Here is a 16,200-nt window from a genome sequence, read left to right on the forward strand (position 1 = left end):
TCGACGGTCGATCGTGCTCGGCCGCTCGTTCCTCGCGGCCTGTGCGCGTTCTCCCTTTCGACACCCGCGCGCCCTTCGCCTCACTCGCCCCCTTTTCCCAGGCTCGGTTCGCCTCCGGGCGCTTTGTGCGGGTGTCGACGGTCGGCCGTGCTCGGCCGCTCGTTCCTCGCGGCCTGTGCGCGTTCTCCCTTTCGACACCCGCGCGCCCTTCGGCTCACTCGCCCGCCCTGCCCGTCCGGCATATGCGGAACCGCTTGTCTCGGCGCGTCGCCACTGTGAGTATCGGTTCCGTGACAGTGACTCGCGCAGCACGTCTCACCGGAGCCGCACTCTCCGTCGCACTCGCGCTCACCGCCGTCGGCTGGATCCTCAGGGACCTCGCCGTCCTCACCGGCCCGCCCGCAGACCTCCTCCGGTACTGGGCCGGTGACCACCGTCTGCCGCGGGAACGGCCCGCCACCTCCGGGCTCGATCCGGTGCTGGCCGTCGTCTACGTCGTCACCGCCCTCACCGCCGTGCGCTCCCCGGGCGCGGCCGGCGCCTTCGCGGTCACCGGAGGGGTCACCCTCGCCGTGCGGATGCCCGGCCTGTGGGCCACCGGCTCCGGCAACGGCGCCCTGATCACCACCCTCGTCACCCTCGGGCTCGCCGCCGCCCTCCTCGTCACCGCCGCCGTCGGCCGCCGGCCCGCCGACACCCCCTCGGAGCCGCTCCCCACCCGCCCCCGCCCCGGCCCCGCCGCCGCCTCAGGCGTCCTGCTGCTGCTCGCCGGCCTGGTCGGGGCCGCCTGGGAGGTCCACCTGGCCCTCGAACTGCCCGCCGAACCCACCCTCGACCGGTACACCGGCGGCCGCTCCGCCCTCGCGCCCCTGCTCGCGCCCCCACCGGGCTGGCTCGCCGCCGTCCTCGTCCTGCTCGCGCTCACCGCAGCGGGCGGCGCCCTCGCCCGGTCGGCCGCCTCCCGCCCGCTGGGACTCACCGCGGCCGCCCTGCTCTGCGGCACGGCCCTCATGGGCCTCGCCCCGGCGCTGCGCGACGACTTCCACCACCAGGTGTCCACCCTCGCCCCGGCCGAGCGACTCGCCCACGTCACCTCGCTGTTCGACCTCCTCGCCGGGGCCGCCGTCCTCGTCCTCCTGGCCTCACGGGGCGAAGCCGCCGCCACTCCACCACCCCTGCCGGCCCTTCCCCCCGCCCCGCCGTCACCCCGCCCGCCCGGCTGGTGACGGCCGGCCCGCCGTCACGCGTCCCGCGCGTCCTCGCGGAGGTCCAGCGACCGCTTCAGGAAGTCGACCTGGAGCAACAGCAGGTTCTCCGCCACCTGTTCCTGCGGCGTCATGTGGGTCACGCCCGTCAACGGCAGCACCTCATGGGGCCGCCCCGCCGCGAGCAGCGCCGACGACAGCCGCAAGCTGTGGGCCACCACCACGTTGTCGTCCGCGAGGCCGTGGACGATCATCAGGGGCCGGGCCGGGTTCTCCGGCGCCGACAGACCGTCGTCGGTGATCAGCGAGTTCGCCGCGTACACCTCCGGGGCGTCCTGCGGCAGCCCCAGGTACCGCTCCGTGTAGTGGGTGTCGTACAGCCGCCAGTCCGTCACCGGGGCCCCCGCGATCCCCGCGTGGAACACGTCCGGCCGGCGCAGCACCCCCATCGCGGCGAGGTAACCGCCGTACGACCAGCCCCGGATCGCCACCCGGCCGAGATCCAGCGGGAACTCCTCCGCGAGGGCCCGCAGCGCCTCGACCTGGTCGTCCAAGGTCGTCGCCAGGTCGCTCCTGATCGCCTTCTCCCACGCGGGGGAGCGGCCCGGCGTCCCGCGCCCGTCGGCCACGACCACCGCGAACCCCTGGTCGGCGAACCACTGCGACGTCAGATGCGGATGGTGCGCGGCCACCGCGCGCTGGGCGTGAGGCCCGCCGTACGGATCCATGAGTACGGGGAGTAGTCCGTCACCTTCCCGGTAGTGCTCGGGGAGCAGGACGGCGCACGGAATCCGCCGTGCGCCCCCCGTCGTGAGACGGACCCGGGCGGAGAGCACGGGCGTCTCGGCGTACGAGGCGACCACCGCCACCTGTTCACCGTCCCGCAGCACCCGCGTCACGATCCCGGGGGCGTCCGGCCGGGCCGACGCCAGCACCGTCACCGCCCCGCAGCGCACCGCCGCATGCACCCCCGCGCCCCGCGAGACCCGCTCCGCACCCCGCTCGCCCACCCGGTACACGTGGATCTCGCCGATCTCCGGATCCGCCGCCTCCCCGGCCGACGCGGACACCAGGACGTCGTCATCGCCGACGTCCAGGACCGCCCTGACGTGCAGGTCCGCGCCGGTCAGGGCCCGGTCCCCGACGACGAGCACCCGCGCCCCGTCGGGGCCCGCCTGGTCCTCCACGCGGACGAGCCGCCCGTCCGGGGACCAGGCCGGCACCCCCGGCAGCAGCTCCAGCCAGTCCGGGTCCTCGTCCACCCGCACCGTCCGCGTCGCCCCGGTCTCCGGGTCCACCGCCAGATGGAGCCGGCTGCGCTGGTCACGCGCCTGGACGAGCAGCAGCGGCGGGCCGTCCGCCGACCAGTGCACCCGGGCCAGGTACGGGAACCGCTCGCGGTCCCACTCCACCTCCGTCCGCTCTCCGGCGAGATCCACCACGTACAGCCGGACCTCCGCGTTCGGCGTCCCCGCCGCCGGATACCCCACCGCCTGCGGCTCCCGGTCCGGATGGGCCGGGTCCGCGATCCACCACCGCCGCACCTGCCGGTCGTCCACGCGTGCCACCAGCAGCCGGTCCGAGGCCGGAGACCACCAGAACCCGCGGCCGCGCCCCATCTCCTCGGCCGCGACGAACTCGGCCAGACCGTACGTCGCGTGCGCGCCCTCCGGCTCGGCGAGCGCCCTGTCCCCCTGCCCGTCCGCGCCCGTCACCCGCAGCGCGCCTTGCGCCACGTACGCGACGAGCCGCCCGTCCGGTGAGGGCCGGGGATCGAGCACCGGCCCGGGCACCGGCAGCTCGCGGGCCGTACCCGCCCTCAGCTCCGCCGCGAACAGCCGCCCCGACAGGGGGAAGGCCGCCAACTCCACGGCCGCGTCCACCGCGTACGAGACGATCCCGCCCGAGCCCTCGCGGCTGCGCTCCCGCCGCGCCCGCTCCTCGGCCGACAACTCCTCGGCCCGGCCCGCCAGAAGCGTCTCCGGGTCGGCCGCGATCCGCTCCCGCGGCCCGCCCGCCGTCCCGTCGAGATCCAGGACCCACAGCGCGTGGACGCGGTCGGTGCCGGTCGCGGAGCGGACGAACACCACCCGTTCACCGTCCGGGGAGACCGTGAAGGCGCGCGGAACCCCCAGGGAGAAGCGCTGCGTCCGGGCGTACTGACGAGGAAACGAGAGCGGATACGACTGCTGCCGCGACGAGGTCATGCGACCGAACCTAGCGCTGTGCGCCCCCCTGTGCCTCCGTACACCATGGATACGAAGCCACACATAGTTATGATCCGTAGCGCTAGGTGGGTAAGGGATACCTGGCACATGCTCGCTGACCTGACCGTCCGAATATCCGACCGAAGAAGTGTGGAGGTGAACCGCCGTGGCACTCTCGATTTCGGCGGTGGTGCTGCTGGCGATCGTCGTCTTCCTGCTGATCCGGAAATCCGGGCTGAAGGCTGGACATGCGGCGGTCTGCGCGCTCCTCGGGTTCTACCTGGCGAGTTCCTCCATCGCCCCGTCCATCAGCACCCTCACCACGAACGTCGCCGGCATGATCGGCGGCCTCAAGTTCTGAGCCTCGTGCTGGTCACCGGCCCCGCCTCGTAGGGTGGGGCCATGACGGATCTCCCAGCCCGTCGTCTGCTCCTGGTGCACGCGCACCCCGACGACGAGTCGATCAACAACGGCGCCACCATGGCCAGGTACGCGGCGGAGGGCGCCCTGGTCACGTTGGTGACCTGCACCCTCGGCGAGGAGGGCGAGGTGATCCCGCCCGGCCTCGCCCATCTCGCACCCGACCGGGAGGACCGGCTCGGCGATCACCGGGTCGGCGAACTGGCCGCCGCGATGAAGGAGCTGGGCGTCACCGACCACCGGTTCCTCGGCGGCCCGGGCCGCTTCCGCGACTCCGGAATGATGGGCGTGGAGCAGAACCGGCGCGAAGGCGCCTTCTGGAACACGGCCGTCGACGACGCCGCCCCGTACCTCGTCGAGGTGATCCGCGAGACCCGCCCGCAGGTGCTCGTCACCTACGACCCCGACGGCGGATACGGCCACCCCGACCACATCCAGGCCCACCGCGTCGCCATGCGCGCCGCCGAACTGGCCGCCGACGGCGACTACCGCCCCGACCTCGGCCCCGGCCACGCCATCGCGAAGATCTACTGGAACCGGGTCCCGCGTCCGGAGGCCGAAGCCGGTTTCGCCCGGCTGCGAGCCGAGGGCGCGGCCTTCCCGGGCATCGCGGACATCGACGACGTCCCGGGCGTGGTCGACCCGTCGCTGATCACCGCCCGGATCGAGGGGGAGCCGGTCTGGGCCGCCCGCAAGACCGCCGCGATGCGTGCCCATGCCACACAAATCGCCGTGGACGGAGCCTTCTTCGCCCTGTCCAATGACCTCGGGCAGCCGCTCCTCACCTCGGAGTACTACCAGTTGGCCGTCGGCACCCCGGGCGCACCCGAGGGCGCGCACGAGGACGACCTGTTCGCGGGAGTGAGCGCGTGAGCGGACGCATGAACGCGCGGGTGGTCTGGTACGTACTCCTCTTCGCCCTCGGCGCGGCGGTCGCCGCCGCGGGCGCGCTCGTCCAAAACGCCTGGTTTCCGGGCGGTTTGATCGTCGGGCTCCTCGGCGTCGCGGGCCTGTTCTACGGCGGGCTGCGCGCCACCGACACCCAGCTCGGTGTGGTCGCCCCGGCGGCGGGCTGGCTCGTCGCCATCGTGCTGCTCGGGCTGGGACGGCCGGAAGGCGACGGGGTCTTCGGCGGAGGGTTCGCGGAGATGCTCTACCTGTTGGGAGGCATGGCCATCGCTGTGATGTGCGCCACGGCGGGACGGCTGCCGCGACCGGCCCCGTGAACAGGCCGACTTGAGCGGAGGCTGCCCGGACTTCGGCCGGAATGACCGTAGCTCGGCCCACGGCCGTCCGCTATGTGTCGGCGGCGGACAGTATGGTGGTGCGCGCCGCCGAACCGCCCGGGTATACGAGCATCAGCAAGAGCGGGCGGCGGAGCCAACCGGGAGATCCTGCTTTGAGTCGTGAAACTGGTCGAGAGACTGACAGTTCCTCCTCCGGCGCCCAGGGGCGCGGTGGAGCCGCGTACCCCTCGGGTACACCGCCGTACGGATCCCGTCAGTATCCGTCGCTCCACCCCACGCAGGACGCGGTGGAGGAGAGCGCCGCTGCCGGGCCCCCGCGCTCGCAGCCGCAGCCGGAGGAACCCAAGACGGAGACGACGCTGACGACCCGGATCCGGATCAACATTCCGGGTTCCCGGCCGATCCCGCCCGTCGTCGTCCGCAAGACCGTCGCCGACACGGGCGCGGACCCGGCGGCCTCGGATGCGTCCGGGGACGGCGGGAAGGCCGCGCCGTCCCCCGCTCCGGCGCCCGCCCCGGCCCCCCGGCCGGAGCCGGCTGCTCCGGCGCCGGCACCGGAGCAGCCCGCGAAGGCCGCGGAGAAGCCGACCAGCGACTGGTTCGCCCCGCGCAAGCCCGCGGCGCCGTCGGCACCCTCCGCCCCTGCGACGCCGTCGGTGCCTTCGGGTTCCGCCGGTCCCGCGGGCCCCTCCCGTCCCCCAGGCTCCTCGGGCCCCGCGGGGATGGGTGCCGGTGCCGCCGTCGCGGGCGCTGGCGGCGGCCCGGGTGGTCCTCGGACGCCCGCTCCCGGGCAGCCCGGAAAGCCCGCCGGCGGTCCGCGCGGCTCCGGCTTCGCCGGGCCGGCGACGGGAGGCATCCCGACGGTCGGCGGCGCCTCGATCTCCGCCACCCCGGCGGGCGGGACGCCGATGTTCCTGTCCACGCCGCCCGTCGACGACGGGACCGGGTACGGCGCGGAGGCCCCGCAGCCCCCGAGCGGCCCGACCACCGGCCCGATGACCGGTCCGATGACCGGTCCGATGACGAGCCCCCTGCCCGGCGACGGCGCCGCGGGCGCCGACCCGTACGCCGGGAACCCCTTCGCGAGCGGCCCTCACGGCGCCCCCGCGTTCGCCGAGCCGCCGCGGCTCTCCGACGACACCGCGATCCTCACGCCGCAGGGTCCCGCTCCGGGCGCCCCGCACGGCCCCGGGGCCCCCGTCGACGGCGGCCACGTCTCGGGGGACACCCTCTCGAGCGGCATCCCGGTCGTCCCCTCGGGACCGGACCCGGCCCGCCGGAGTCAGGAAGGGTTCTCGGCCCCCGAGGTCGCCTCCTCCGGCAGGCCGGCACCCGTCCGTCCCTCCTCCGCCACTCCGCGGCCCTCGGCCCCCGCGAAGAAGGGCCGCTCCAAGCTCCCCCTCGTCGCCTTCGGCGTGGTCGGCCTCGCCGGCCTCGCGTACGGCGCCGGTCTGCTCCTCAACCACTCCGACGTCCCCAAGGGCACCACCGTGCTCGGCGTGGACATCGGCGGCGGTACGAAGGAGGAGGCCGTCAACAAGCTGGAGGCGGCCCTCGGCAAGCGCGCCGCGACGCCTCTGCGGCTCAGCGTCGACGGCAAGAAGGTCGAGCTGGCGCCGGACAAGGCGGGCCTCTCCCTGGACAGCCAGGAGACCGTCCGGGGTGCCGCGGGCAGCGACTACAACCCCGTCTCCGTCATCAGCACGCTCTTCGGCGGCAAGCGCGTCGCCCAGCCGGTGCTGCCGGTCGACGAGGAGAAGTTGAGCGTCGCCCTCAAGGACGTGGCCGGCGCCTCCGGCTCGGCGACCGAGGGCACGATCACGTTCTCCCCCGGCAAGGCCACCGCCGTGGAGGGCAAGCCGGGCAAGGGCCTGGACATCGCGCGTTCCATGATCTCGGTGAAGGACGCGTACCGCGCCCAGGTCCAGACGGGCACGCCGAACACCGTCGAGCTGCCCGTCGTGACCCGTCAGCCCACGATCACCAAGGCCGAGCTGGACCGGGCGATGAACGACTTCGCCAAGCCCGCCATGTCCGGCCTGATCACGATCAAGGCGGGCTCGAAGGAGATCCAGTTCGGCCCGGCGAAGTCCCTGCCGAAGATCCTCTCCATGAAGCCGGTCGACGGCCGCCTGGTGGAGGTCTACGACAAGAACGCGATCGACGAGCTCCTCGACGGCGTCTTCGACGGCATCATGATCACCAAGGGCGACGGCAAGAAGCACCAGGTCTCCGCCGACGACGTCGCCTTCGCGATGCGCGAGGCCCTGCTGGGCAAGACCCAGGCGGAACGCACGAAGGTCATCGACCTGGACGGGCAGGGCTGACGCGGCCCACACCCCTCCGCGGGGCCCCCGTCCGGGAGACACCGGACGGGGGCCCTCGTCGTGCGGCGGACCGGCCCCGGCGGTCCGGATCCGTCACCACACGCCCCCGTACTTCCGTCTCCTCGCCCGGAGCCACTCCTGGATCTCCCGGGTCTCCCCGGACGAGGCGGGACGCAGGTCGTCGGCGCGGACCGTCGCGACGAAGTGCACGAACCGCACCCGACGGTGCGCGCCGTCCACGCCGATGACCTTTCCCGGGCCGTAGACGTCGGTGCCCGTATGGGCGACGAACGCGCCCGGGCCGTAAGGGGTGTGCAATGGCAGCCTTCCGCTCTGCGTGTCGTACCGGTTCACACAGTGGCGTGGCTCACATTACGCTCCGTGAGCGCGTTCGCGGGGCAACCCGGCCGGGAGGCGGGGGAGTTCGGCCCGCAGCGCACCCCGGTGACGGGCGCCGCAGCCCAGGCGGGACTTTCCGGAGACGACCTAGTTCAGCAGGGCCCTCGCCGCCTGGGCCCGGTGGCGGATCGAGGCCGCCGCGCTGGGTTCGACCGCGTCCACGACCGTCGCGTACGCCTCCATCTCCGCCGCGCCCGCCTGGAACTCGCCGCGCTGCACCAGCAGCTCCGCGTGCTCGTAGCGCAGCCGCGCCGGGTGGGAGGGGAGCAGCAGGGAGAGCTCCACCGCCCAGAGGGCGACCGCCGAGCGCTCCGGGCGGGGAGCGGCCCAGGCGCGGATGTTGTTCAGGATCCGCAGGACGATGTCCAGCGCGTCCGCGGGGCGCATCATCGACGGTTCGAGCGGCCCGCCCGTCGCGCCCGCCACCAGCAGCTCCGCGTCCACACCCGTCATCGCCCGGCCCCCGGCGAACGGATCCGCGAAGACCTGGTCCGCCGGATCGCCGAAGCCCACCACGAAGTGGCCCGGCAGGCCGAGGCCGTACACCGGCGCTCCCGCCCGCCGGGCGACCTCCATCCACACGACGGACAGGAGGATCGGCAGGCCTCGTCGCCTGCGCAGGACCTCGTGCAGCAGCGAGGAGTCCAGCCGCTGGTAGTCGGCGGGGACGCCCTGGAAGCCGCAGCGGCGGCCCAGCAGCTCGGCCAGCGCCGCGACCCAGGCGTCCGCGCCCGCGTCGCGCGTCGCGTACGGCACGAGCCCCGCCAGCCGGTCCAGCTCGATCTCGGCGGCGTCCAGGTCGTGCCGTGTCACCGTCGGGTCCGCCTCCGCGCCGATCAGCAGGCAGAGCCGCGCCAGGTCCGGTCGCCGCGCCCGGGCCTCCTGCGCGAACTCCCGCCGCCAGTCGGTCACGTCGCTCACGCCTCCGCCGCTCGGTAATGGTGGTAGTGGTGGTGGACCGCGAAGCCCATGCCCTCGTACAGGGCGCGCCCGCCGTCGTTGTCCGCCTCCACCTGGAGCCAGGCCGCCGAAGCGCCCTCGTCCAGCGCCTTCCGGGCGAGCGCCGTCATGACGGCCGAGGCGAGCCCCTGGCGGCGCCGTGCCGGGTCGACCTCCACCGCCATGAAGCCGGCCCAGCGGCCGTCCACCACACAGCGCCCGATCGCCGCCGGTATGTCTCCCGTGCCCGGTACGGACGCGAACCACACACTCGGGCCGCTTTCGAGGACTCTGAGCACATGGGGGCCGGGCACACCGAACCGCTGGTAGCGGTGGAGCCAGGACGGGTCCAGGGAGCGGGACAGCCGGACCGGGGACACGTCGGCGTCCAGGTCGCCGACCGGCGCCAGTCCTCCGATCCGGACCTCCGCCGAGACCTCCCGGCGCCAGCCGCGGTGCTCCAGCTCCGCGCAGAGCAGCTCCTGGGCCCCCTCGGCGCCCGTCGCCGCCTGGACGTACGCCGGCAGCTCCCGGGCCGCGTACCACTCCCGGACGCGCGCCAGGGCCGTGTCCAGGGGCAGCCCCGGATCGCCGAGCGGCAGCACCGAGTTCGCGCGCCGGGTGAATCCGGAGGCGGCCCGCAGCGTCCAGTCGCCGAGCCGCTCGCTCTCCACCGGTTCCCAGGCGCGCGCCGTGACCCGCGCCAGCTCCTCGAAGGAGGCCGCGGGACCCCGCCTGCGGGCCGGTGCTGCGGGCACCACCTTCCCCGCGACCAGGGCGGATTCCGCGATGCGGACGCTCTCGCCGGCCCGTCGTGTGATCAGCACCACACCGGCGTCCCATGATGTGAGCACGCCGACCGCGTCCGTGAACGTCGCACCGGGCGCGCCTGAGTCGGTCAGGTACCGAACTGAGACACGTTTCCCCACGTCAGCGCGGGTGATACGCACCTCAAGGCGCCCTCCAGCGGTGAATTCCACGGCTTCTCCGCCCCTCCTGTTCGGATCGTCCCCAAGAACGGAGATACTAGGTGCGGGCATCGACGACGCCGCGCTCCCGCGCAGACCAGCCCTACCGAGGAGGAACGACAGCGTGACCTACGTCATCGCGCAGCCTTGTGTCGACGTCAAGGACAAGGCATGCATCGAGGAGTGCCCCGTCGACTGCATCTACGAGGGCTCCCGGTCCTTGTACATCCACCCGGACGAATGCGTCGACTGTGGTGCTTGTGAGCCGGTCTGCCCGGTCGAGGCCATCTTCTACGAGGACGACACCCCGGAGGAGTGGAAGGACTACTACAAGGCGAACGTCGAGTTCTTCGACGAGCTCGGTTCGCCCGGTGGTGCCTCCAAGCTCGGCCTGATCGAGCGTGATCACCCCTTCATCGCCGCTCTGCCGCCGCAGAACGGCTGATCGACCCGATTTCGGTCCCGTACGGCCTCGCCCGCTGTACGGGACCGACGCGTTTTCCGTACGTACGAGGAAGTGAGCCTCTCGTGAGCGCAGTCTCGGGCGCGGTCTCTTCGCGCCTGCCCGTCTTCCCCTGGGACAAGCTGGAGCCGTACAAGAAGACGGCGGCGGCCCATCCGGACGGCATCGTGGACCTGTCCGTGGGCACTCCGGTCGACCCGGTGCCGGAGCCGATCCGGCGGGCGCTGACCGCGGCGGCCGACTCGCCGGGCTACCCCACGGTGTGGGGGACCACCGAGCTGCGTGACGCGCTGACCGGCTGGTGCGAGCGGCGCCTGGGCGCGGTCGGCTTCGCCCACCGCAACGTCCTGCCGGTCGTCGGGTCCAAGGAGCTGGTGGCCTGGCTGCCGACCCAGCTCGGTCTCGGCGCGGGGGACCGGGTCGCCTACCCGCGTCTGGCCTACCCGACGTACGAGGTCGGCGCGCGGCTCTGCGGGGCCGAGCCGGTCGTGTACGACGACCCGACGGAGCTGGACCCGTCCGGCCTGCGGCTGCTGTGGCTCAACTCGCCCTCCAACCCCACGGGCAAGGTCCTCGGCAAGGACGAGCTGACCCGGATCGTGGCCTGGGCGCGCGAGCACGACATCCTCGTCTTCTCCGACGAGTGCTACCTGGAGCTGGGCTGGGAGGCCGAGCCGGTCTCCGTCCTGCACCCGGACGTCTGCGGCGGTACGTACGAGGGCATCGTCGCCGTCCACTCGCTCTCCAAGCGGTCGAACCTGGCCGGCTACCGGGCCGCCTTCGTCGCGGGCGACGCCGACGTCCTGGCCGAGCTGCTGCTGATCCGCAAGCACGGCGGCATGATGACGCCCGCCCCGGTGCAGGCCGCCACGGTCGCCGCGCTGGGCGACGACACGCACGTGGCCGAGCAGCGGGAGCGCTACGCGGCCCGGCGCGCGGCGCTGCGCGCGGCGCTGGAGGCGCACGGCTTCCGGATCGAGCACAGCGAGGCGAGCCTCTACCTGTGGGCGACACGCGACGAGCCGTGCTGGGAGACGGTGGCCTATCTGGCCGAGAAGGGCGTCCTGGTGGCGCCCGGCGACTTCTACGGGACGGCGGGGGACCGGTTCGTCCGGGTGGCCTTCACCGCCACCGACGAACGCGTCGAGGCGGCGGTCAAGCGCCTGGGCTGACGGCGCGGCGCGCGCGTACGGCCGACGGACGTCGGCGAAGGGCCCGGGGAGCGTCGTGCTCCCCGGGCCCTTCGTGTGGGTGCGGTCGCCGAAGGCGGCCGGCCGCCGTCAGCCGCCGAGCGGCAGGCCGCCCAGGGACGGCACGCCCTCGCCGAGGGCGCCCGTGGCCGGGGCGCTGTCGGTGGCGGTGCCGGCGGTCTCGCCGAGGACCTCGCCCGCGCTGCCAGCGGTGTCGCCGGCGACCTTCTGGGCGGCCGGGGTGGCGGTCTTTCCGGCGGTGCCGACGGTCTTGCCGGCGGCCGGGACGGCCTTGCCGACGGCCTTGCTGCCGGTGTCACCTGCGACACCGGTGGCGGTCTGCGAGGCGCCGTCGACGGCGGTGCCGACTCCGGCGCCGTCGAGCGAGCTGATGCCGGAGAGGGCGCCGGTCGGCGCGAGGTTGTGGTCCAGGGCGCTTGCGGAGCCGGCCGCACCGACCACGGGGGCTGCTCCGGCCGCGACGAGGAGGGCGGCGCGGGCGATCCGACGGGTCAGGGGGAGGGACATGGTGCTCCTTCGACGGAGAGGACATTTGCGGGTGTCCGGCGTTCGGACGCAGTGACAACCGGCCGGGGGGAGGGAGAGGTTGCGGCGAACGAAGGTAAAGACTTGGCAATGCGTCGTATTGTCAGGTGGGGAGGAAAACGGGCGAACGCGTCATTGCGTCGACGCCTGCCGAACCGTCACTTCCCTTGTTCCGCAAGGGAAGTGCCCTGACATGACGCGCGATTTCGCGTGGACCCGGAAAACACCGGATCCGCCGGTGTGCGTTTACGACACCGGCCACGGGCGAGTGAATCGCCGTACGAATGCCCGGCTACTGTGCGAGTCGAATTCGCACGCTTCCGGATCCGGAAAGGGCGCCCGGAACGCCGTCGGAGGCCGCGGCCGCCGCCTTCGCCCACCCCCCGGAGGCGTCGCTCGCGCGCCAGACCCTCCCCGCGTACGCGACCTCCGCGATGCGCAGCGTGTCGGCCCGGGCCACCGCCCAGTGGGCCAGCTCCCAGCCGCGCCGCTCCTGCGAACCGGCCGCCGCCCGCACGGGCACCGCCAGCTCCGCCGGCCCGCCGCCCGCCTTCGCGCCCGCGCTCCCCGAGCCGCCCACGCCCGCCTTCGGGAGCACCTTCTCGCCGAAGGCCCGGACCAGCTCCTCGCGGACCTTCGCCGGGTCGCCCGCCTGCCCCTCCCGCGCCGGACCCGACGTACAGCGGAGCGCCGCGGCCGAGCGGCCCGTCAGCGCCGCCGAGAGCAGCGCCGCGTCCGGCTCGTGCTTCGCGTACGCCTGCGGAAAACCGCTGCGCTGCACCTTCTGCGCCGCCACCGTCAGCGGAAGCCGCGAATAGCCGCGGACCTTCGCCAGACCCTCGTAGAACTTCCCCGAGGAGTACACCGGGTCCATGATCTGCTCGGGAGTGCCCCAGCCCTGCGAGGGGCGCTGCTGGAAGAGGCCGAGCGAATCACGGTCGCCGTGGGAGATGTTGCGCAGCGCCGACTCCTGCAACGCCGTCGCCAGGGCGATGGTGACCGCCCGCTCCGGCATTCCGCGGGTCGTGCCGACGGCCGAGATCGTGGCGGCGTTCGACGCCTGCTCCGGCGTGAACTCGTAGGTGTTCCCGCCGCTGCCCACGAAGCACCGCGGAGCGCCCCCGCCACCCGTGAGGTGGTGCACGGCCACATAGGCGACCACGCCGAGCAGCACGGCGAAGGCGGCCGTGTATCTGGCGGCACGGCCACGACGGCGGGAGGTGCGGTTTCGGCCGGGGAAGGAGGCGGACTCGGACACGGGGCCAACCGTACTGGAGGCCGGGTTAGGGTCGGCACATGGCTGACAACGCTCCCCTCGACCTCACGCTGGACGGGCCGGCGCTCACCGCCGCACTCGTCGACTTCCCCTCGGTCAGCGGGACCGAGAAGCCGCTCGCCGACGCGATCGAGCAGGCCCTTCGCGCGCTGCCGCACCTCACCGTGGACCGGCACGGCAACAACGTCGTGGCGCGCACCCACCTCGGCCGCGCCGAGCGTGTCGTCCTCGCCGGCCACATCGACACCGTCCCGATCGCCGACAACGTGCCCTCCCGGCTCGACGACGACGGCGTCCTGTGGGGCTGCGGCACCTCCGACATGAAGTCCGGCGTCGCCGTCCAGCTCCGCGTCGCCGCCACCGTCCCCGCGCCCAACCGCGACCTCACCTTCGTCTTCTACGACAACGAAGAGGTCGCCGCCCACCTCAACGGGCTCGGGAAGGTCGCCGAGGTCCACCCCGACTGGCTGGAGGGCGACTTCGCCGTCCTGCTCGAACCCTCCGACGGCCAGGTCGAGGGCGGCTGCCAGGGCACGCTGCGGGTCCACCTGCGCACGGAAGGCGAGCGCGCCCACTCCGCGCGCTCCTGGATGGGCTCCAACGCCATCCACGCCGCCGCGCCGATCCTCGCCCGGCTGGCCGCCTACGAGCCGCGCAAGCCGGTCATCGACGGCCTGGAGTACCACGAGGGACTCAACGCGGTGGGCATCGAGGGCGGCGTCGCCACCAACGTCATCCCCGACGCCTGCACGGTCGTCGTCAACTACCGCTACGCCCCCGACCGCTCCCCGGCCGAGGCCCTGCGCCACGTCCAGGAGGTCTTCGCCGACTGCGGCGTCGCCGAGATCGTGGTCGACGACGAGAGCGGCGGCGCCCTGCCCGGCCTCTCCCACCCGGCCGCGGCGGCCTTCATGAAGGCCGTCGGCGGCACCGCCCGGCCCAAGTTCGGCTGGACGGACGTCTCCCGCTTCAGCGCCCTCGGCGTGCCCGCGGTCAACTACGGCCCCGGTAACCCTCTGTACGCGCACAAGCGCGACGAGCACGTGATCGTCGAGAGGATCCGGCACTGCGAGGCACGGCTCCGCGACTGGCTCACTGACGGACAGGCGTAATTTCGCTTTTTGTCACGTCTGGGGACCTACCCTGACCGAACCAGAAGATCAGTGGATCGGTGGAGGGAGCAGGCCATGGGTATCCCCGAGGGAGCGTGGAAGCCGGAGGAGCAGCGGCTGGGGCCGGTGCTGCGGCGCCGGGACCAGGTCCAGTCCGGCACCACGGATCAGCGTCTGCTGGACACCGAGGGCGACTCGGAGTGGGTGCACACCGACCCCTGGCGGGTCATGCGCATCCAGTCCGAATTCGTCGAGGGCTTCGGCGCGCTCGCCGAACTGCCCAGCGCGATCAGCGTCTTCGGCTCGGCCAGGACCCGCCCCGACTCGCCCGAGTACGACGCGGGCGTCCGCCTCGGCCGCGCCCTGGTCGAGGCCGGCTTCGCGGTGATCACCGGCGGCGGCCCGGGCGCCATGGAGGCGGCGAACAAGGGAGCGCGCGAGGCCAAGGGCATCTCGGTCGGCCTCGGCATCGAGCTGCCCTTCGAGCAGGGGCTCAACCCGCACGTCGACATCGGCGTGAACTTCCGGTACTTCTTCGTCCGCAAGACGATGTTCGTGAAGTACGCGCAGGGGTTCGTGGTGCTGCCGGGCGGACTGGGCACCCTGGACGAGCTGTTCGAGGCACTGACCCTCGTCCAGACGCGGAAGGTCACCCGCTTCCCCATCGTGCTCTTCGGCACGGAGTACTGGAGCGGCCTCGTCGACTGGCTCCGCGACACGGTCGTGGCGGGTGGCAAGGCCTCGGAACGGGACCTGCTGCTCTTCCACGTGACCGACGACGTCAAGGAGGCCGTGGAGCTGGTGTCCAAGGAGACCGGGCGCTGACCGCGCTCCCCTGAGGGGGTACGGGACGGGCCGGGCGCCCCTCGCGGGCCCCGGCCCCTGGTCCCGTGGATCCGCTGTTCCCGCGGGTGCCCTGTTCCCGCGGGTCCCCTAGTACCGTGGGTCCGCCGTTCCCGCGGGTCCGCGTCAGGCGAGTCCGCGGCGCGCCACCGCCGGGGGCCGGTGACCCGCGATCGACGCCACCATGTCGAGCACCTGCCGGGTCTCGGCCACCTCGTGCACCCGGTACACCTGGGCGCCGAGCCACGCCGAGACCGCCGTCGTCGCCAGCGTCCCCACCACCCGCTCCTTCACCGGCCGGTCCAGGGTCTCCCCGACGAAGTCCTTGTTGGACAGGGAGACCAGCACCGGCCACCCCGTCCCCGTCATCTCGCCGAGCCGCCGGGTCGCCTCCAGGCTGTGCCGGGTGTTCTTCCCGAAGTCGTGACCCGGGTCGATCATGATCCCGTCGCGACGCACCCCCAGCGAGACCGCCCGCTCGGCCAGGCCCACGGTCACCCGCAGGATGTCCGCCATCACGTCCTCGTACATCGTCCTGTGCGGCCGGGTGCGCGGCTCCGCGCCCCCCGCGTGGGTGCAGACCAGCCCGGCGCCGTACCGGGCGGCGACCTCCGCGAGAGCCGGGTCCACCCCGCCCCACGCGTCGTTCAGAAGGTCCGCGCCGGCCTCGCACACCGCCTCGCCGACATCGGCGCGCCAGGTGTCGACGCTGATGACCACGTCCGGATGCCGGCGCCGTACCTCCGCCACGAAGCCGACCGTGCGGCGGGCCTCCTCCTCGGCCGACACCTCCTCGCCGGGGCCGGCCTTGACCCCGCCGATGTCGATGATGGCGGCGCCCTCGGAGACCGCCTGCTCGACGCGGGCGAGAGCCGGCTCGTCGCGGAAGGTGGCGCCCTGGTCGTAGAAGGAGTCGGGCGTCCGGTTGACGATCGCCATGATCACCGGCTCGTGCGGCCCGAATTCACGCCGTCCCAAGCGCAGCATCCCTTTTGTCCTCCCTCGCATCCGTTCGCCTGCGACCCTAACCGTCGGTGGCGCATGGCACGATCGGCACG

General features: G+C 73.4%; 16 protein-coding genes. 9 read left to right on the plus strand and 7 right to left on the minus strand.

The window, feature by feature from the left end; all coding sequences use genetic code 11:
• Positions 1 to 290: 290 nt before the first annotated feature.
• Positions 291 to 1,226 (plus strand): hypothetical protein, encoded by a 936-nt coding sequence (locus tag ACZ68P_RS04400; protein ID WP_471002481.1) that lies wholly within the window; start codon positions 291 to 293, stop codon positions 1,224 to 1,226.
• Between the two features lie 14 nt (positions 1,227 to 1,240).
• Here the strand turns inward: ACZ68P_RS04400 and ACZ68P_RS04405 are convergent, their stop codons facing one another.
• A complete protein-coding gene (locus tag ACZ68P_RS04405; RefSeq protein ID WP_471002485.1) occupies positions 1,241 to 3,412 on the minus strand; it encodes a S9 family peptidase in 2,172 nt (723 codons plus the stop codon).
• 166 nt (positions 3,413 to 3,578) lie between these two features.
• Between ACZ68P_RS04405 and ACZ68P_RS04410 the strand changes: the two genes are divergently transcribed.
• The 4 genes from ACZ68P_RS04410 to ACZ68P_RS04425 all read left to right on the plus strand — a co-directional run bounded on the left by ACZ68P_RS04410 (position 3,579) and on the right by ACZ68P_RS04425 (position 7,406).
• On the plus strand, positions 3,579 to 3,773 hold the full coding sequence (locus ACZ68P_RS04410; RefSeq protein WP_137993529.1) for a hypothetical protein: 195 nt from the start codon (positions 3,579 to 3,581) through the stop codon (positions 3,771 to 3,773).
• 41 nt (positions 3,774 to 3,814) lie between these two features.
• Entirely contained in the window at positions 3,815 to 4,705 is an 891-nt protein-coding gene (gene mshB / locus ACZ68P_RS04415) for an N-acetyl-1-D-myo-inositol-2-amino-2-deoxy-alpha-D-glucopyranoside deacetylase (protein WP_471002488.1), read from the plus strand.
• Positions 4,706 to 4,713: 8 nt separating this feature from the next.
• The gene (locus tag ACZ68P_RS04420) at positions 4,714 to 5,058 is read left to right on the plus strand and encodes a DUF6113 family protein (RefSeq protein ID WP_471003860.1); all 345 of its coding nucleotides are present in this window, start codon (positions 4,714 to 4,716) and stop codon (positions 5,056 to 5,058) included.
• Positions 5,059 to 5,231: 173 nt separating this feature from the next.
• The gene (locus ACZ68P_RS04425) at positions 5,232 to 7,406 is read left to right on the plus strand and encodes a peptidoglycan binding domain-containing protein (protein WP_471002491.1); all 2,175 of its coding nucleotides are present in this window, start codon (positions 5,232 to 5,234) and stop codon (positions 7,404 to 7,406) included.
• Positions 7,407 to 7,499: 93 nt separating this feature from the next.
• On the opposite strand, the gene ACZ68P_RS04430 is transcribed toward ACZ68P_RS04425, so the two are convergent.
• The 3 genes from ACZ68P_RS04430 to ACZ68P_RS04440 all read right to left on the minus strand — a co-directional run bounded on the left by ACZ68P_RS04430 (position 7,500) and on the right by ACZ68P_RS04440 (position 9,724).
• The gene (locus ACZ68P_RS04430; RefSeq protein WP_365714428.1) at positions 7,500 to 7,724 is read right to left on the minus strand and encodes a hypothetical protein; all 225 of its coding nucleotides are present in this window, start codon (positions 7,722 to 7,724) and stop codon (positions 7,500 to 7,502) included.
• A gap of 168 nt (positions 7,725 to 7,892) precedes the next feature.
• On the minus strand, positions 7,893 to 8,726 hold the full coding sequence (locus ACZ68P_RS04435; protein WP_471002495.1) for a transglutaminase family protein: 834 nt from the start codon (positions 8,724 to 8,726) through the stop codon (positions 7,893 to 7,895).
• Entirely contained in the window at positions 8,723 to 9,724 is a 1,002-nt protein-coding gene (locus ACZ68P_RS04440) for a GNAT family N-acetyltransferase (protein WP_471002498.1), read from the minus strand. The genes ACZ68P_RS04435 and ACZ68P_RS04440 overlap by 4 nt, the downstream gene beginning before the upstream one ends.
• Positions 9,725 to 9,836: 112 nt before the next feature.
• On the opposite strand from ACZ68P_RS04440, the gene fdxA reads away from it, so the two are divergent.
• Positions 9,837 to 10,157, plus strand: a complete 321-nt coding sequence (fdxA, locus tag ACZ68P_RS04445) for a ferredoxin (protein WP_003985062.1) — start codon at positions 9,837 to 9,839, stop codon at positions 10,155 to 10,157.
• Between the two features lie 83 nt (positions 10,158 to 10,240).
• A complete protein-coding gene (gene dapC / locus ACZ68P_RS04450; RefSeq protein ID WP_471002501.1) occupies positions 10,241 to 11,347 on the plus strand; it encodes a succinyldiaminopimelate transaminase in 1,107 nt (368 codons plus the stop codon).
• A 108-nt stretch (positions 11,348 to 11,455) separates the two neighbouring features.
• Here the strand turns inward: dapC and ACZ68P_RS04455 are convergent, their stop codons facing one another.
• Positions 11,456 to 11,893, minus strand: a complete 438-nt coding sequence (locus ACZ68P_RS04455; protein ID WP_471002504.1) for an ATP-binding protein — start codon at positions 11,891 to 11,893, stop codon at positions 11,456 to 11,458.
• 310 nt (positions 11,894 to 12,203) lie between these two features.
• A complete protein-coding gene (locus ACZ68P_RS04460) occupies positions 12,204 to 13,169 on the minus strand; it encodes a VldE C-terminal domain-containing protein (protein ID WP_471002507.1) in 966 nt (321 codons plus the stop codon).
• A gap of 38 nt (positions 13,170 to 13,207) precedes the next feature.
• Here ACZ68P_RS04460 and dapE point away from each other — a divergent pair, with 38 nt between their 5' ends.
• Positions 13,208 to 14,299, plus strand: coding sequence for a succinyl-diaminopimelate desuccinylase (dapE, locus tag ACZ68P_RS04465; RefSeq protein ID WP_471002510.1), 1,092 nt, complete (start codon positions 13,208 to 13,210; stop codon positions 14,297 to 14,299).
• Positions 14,300 to 14,374: 75 nt separating this feature from the next.
• Entirely contained in the window at positions 14,375 to 15,124 is a 750-nt protein-coding gene (locus ACZ68P_RS04470) for an LOG family protein (protein ID WP_471002513.1), read from the plus strand.
• Between the two features lie 144 nt (positions 15,125 to 15,268).
• On the opposite strand, the gene folP is transcribed toward ACZ68P_RS04470, so the two are convergent.
• Positions 15,269 to 16,129: a dihydropteroate synthase gene (gene folP, locus ACZ68P_RS04475; protein WP_471002516.1), complete on the minus strand. Its 861-nt coding sequence runs from the start codon at positions 16,127 to 16,129 to the stop codon at positions 15,269 to 15,271.
• Positions 16,130 to 16,200 lie beyond the last annotated feature (71 nt).

It is taken from the genome of Streptomyces sp. NPDC036822, assembly GCF_055609145.1.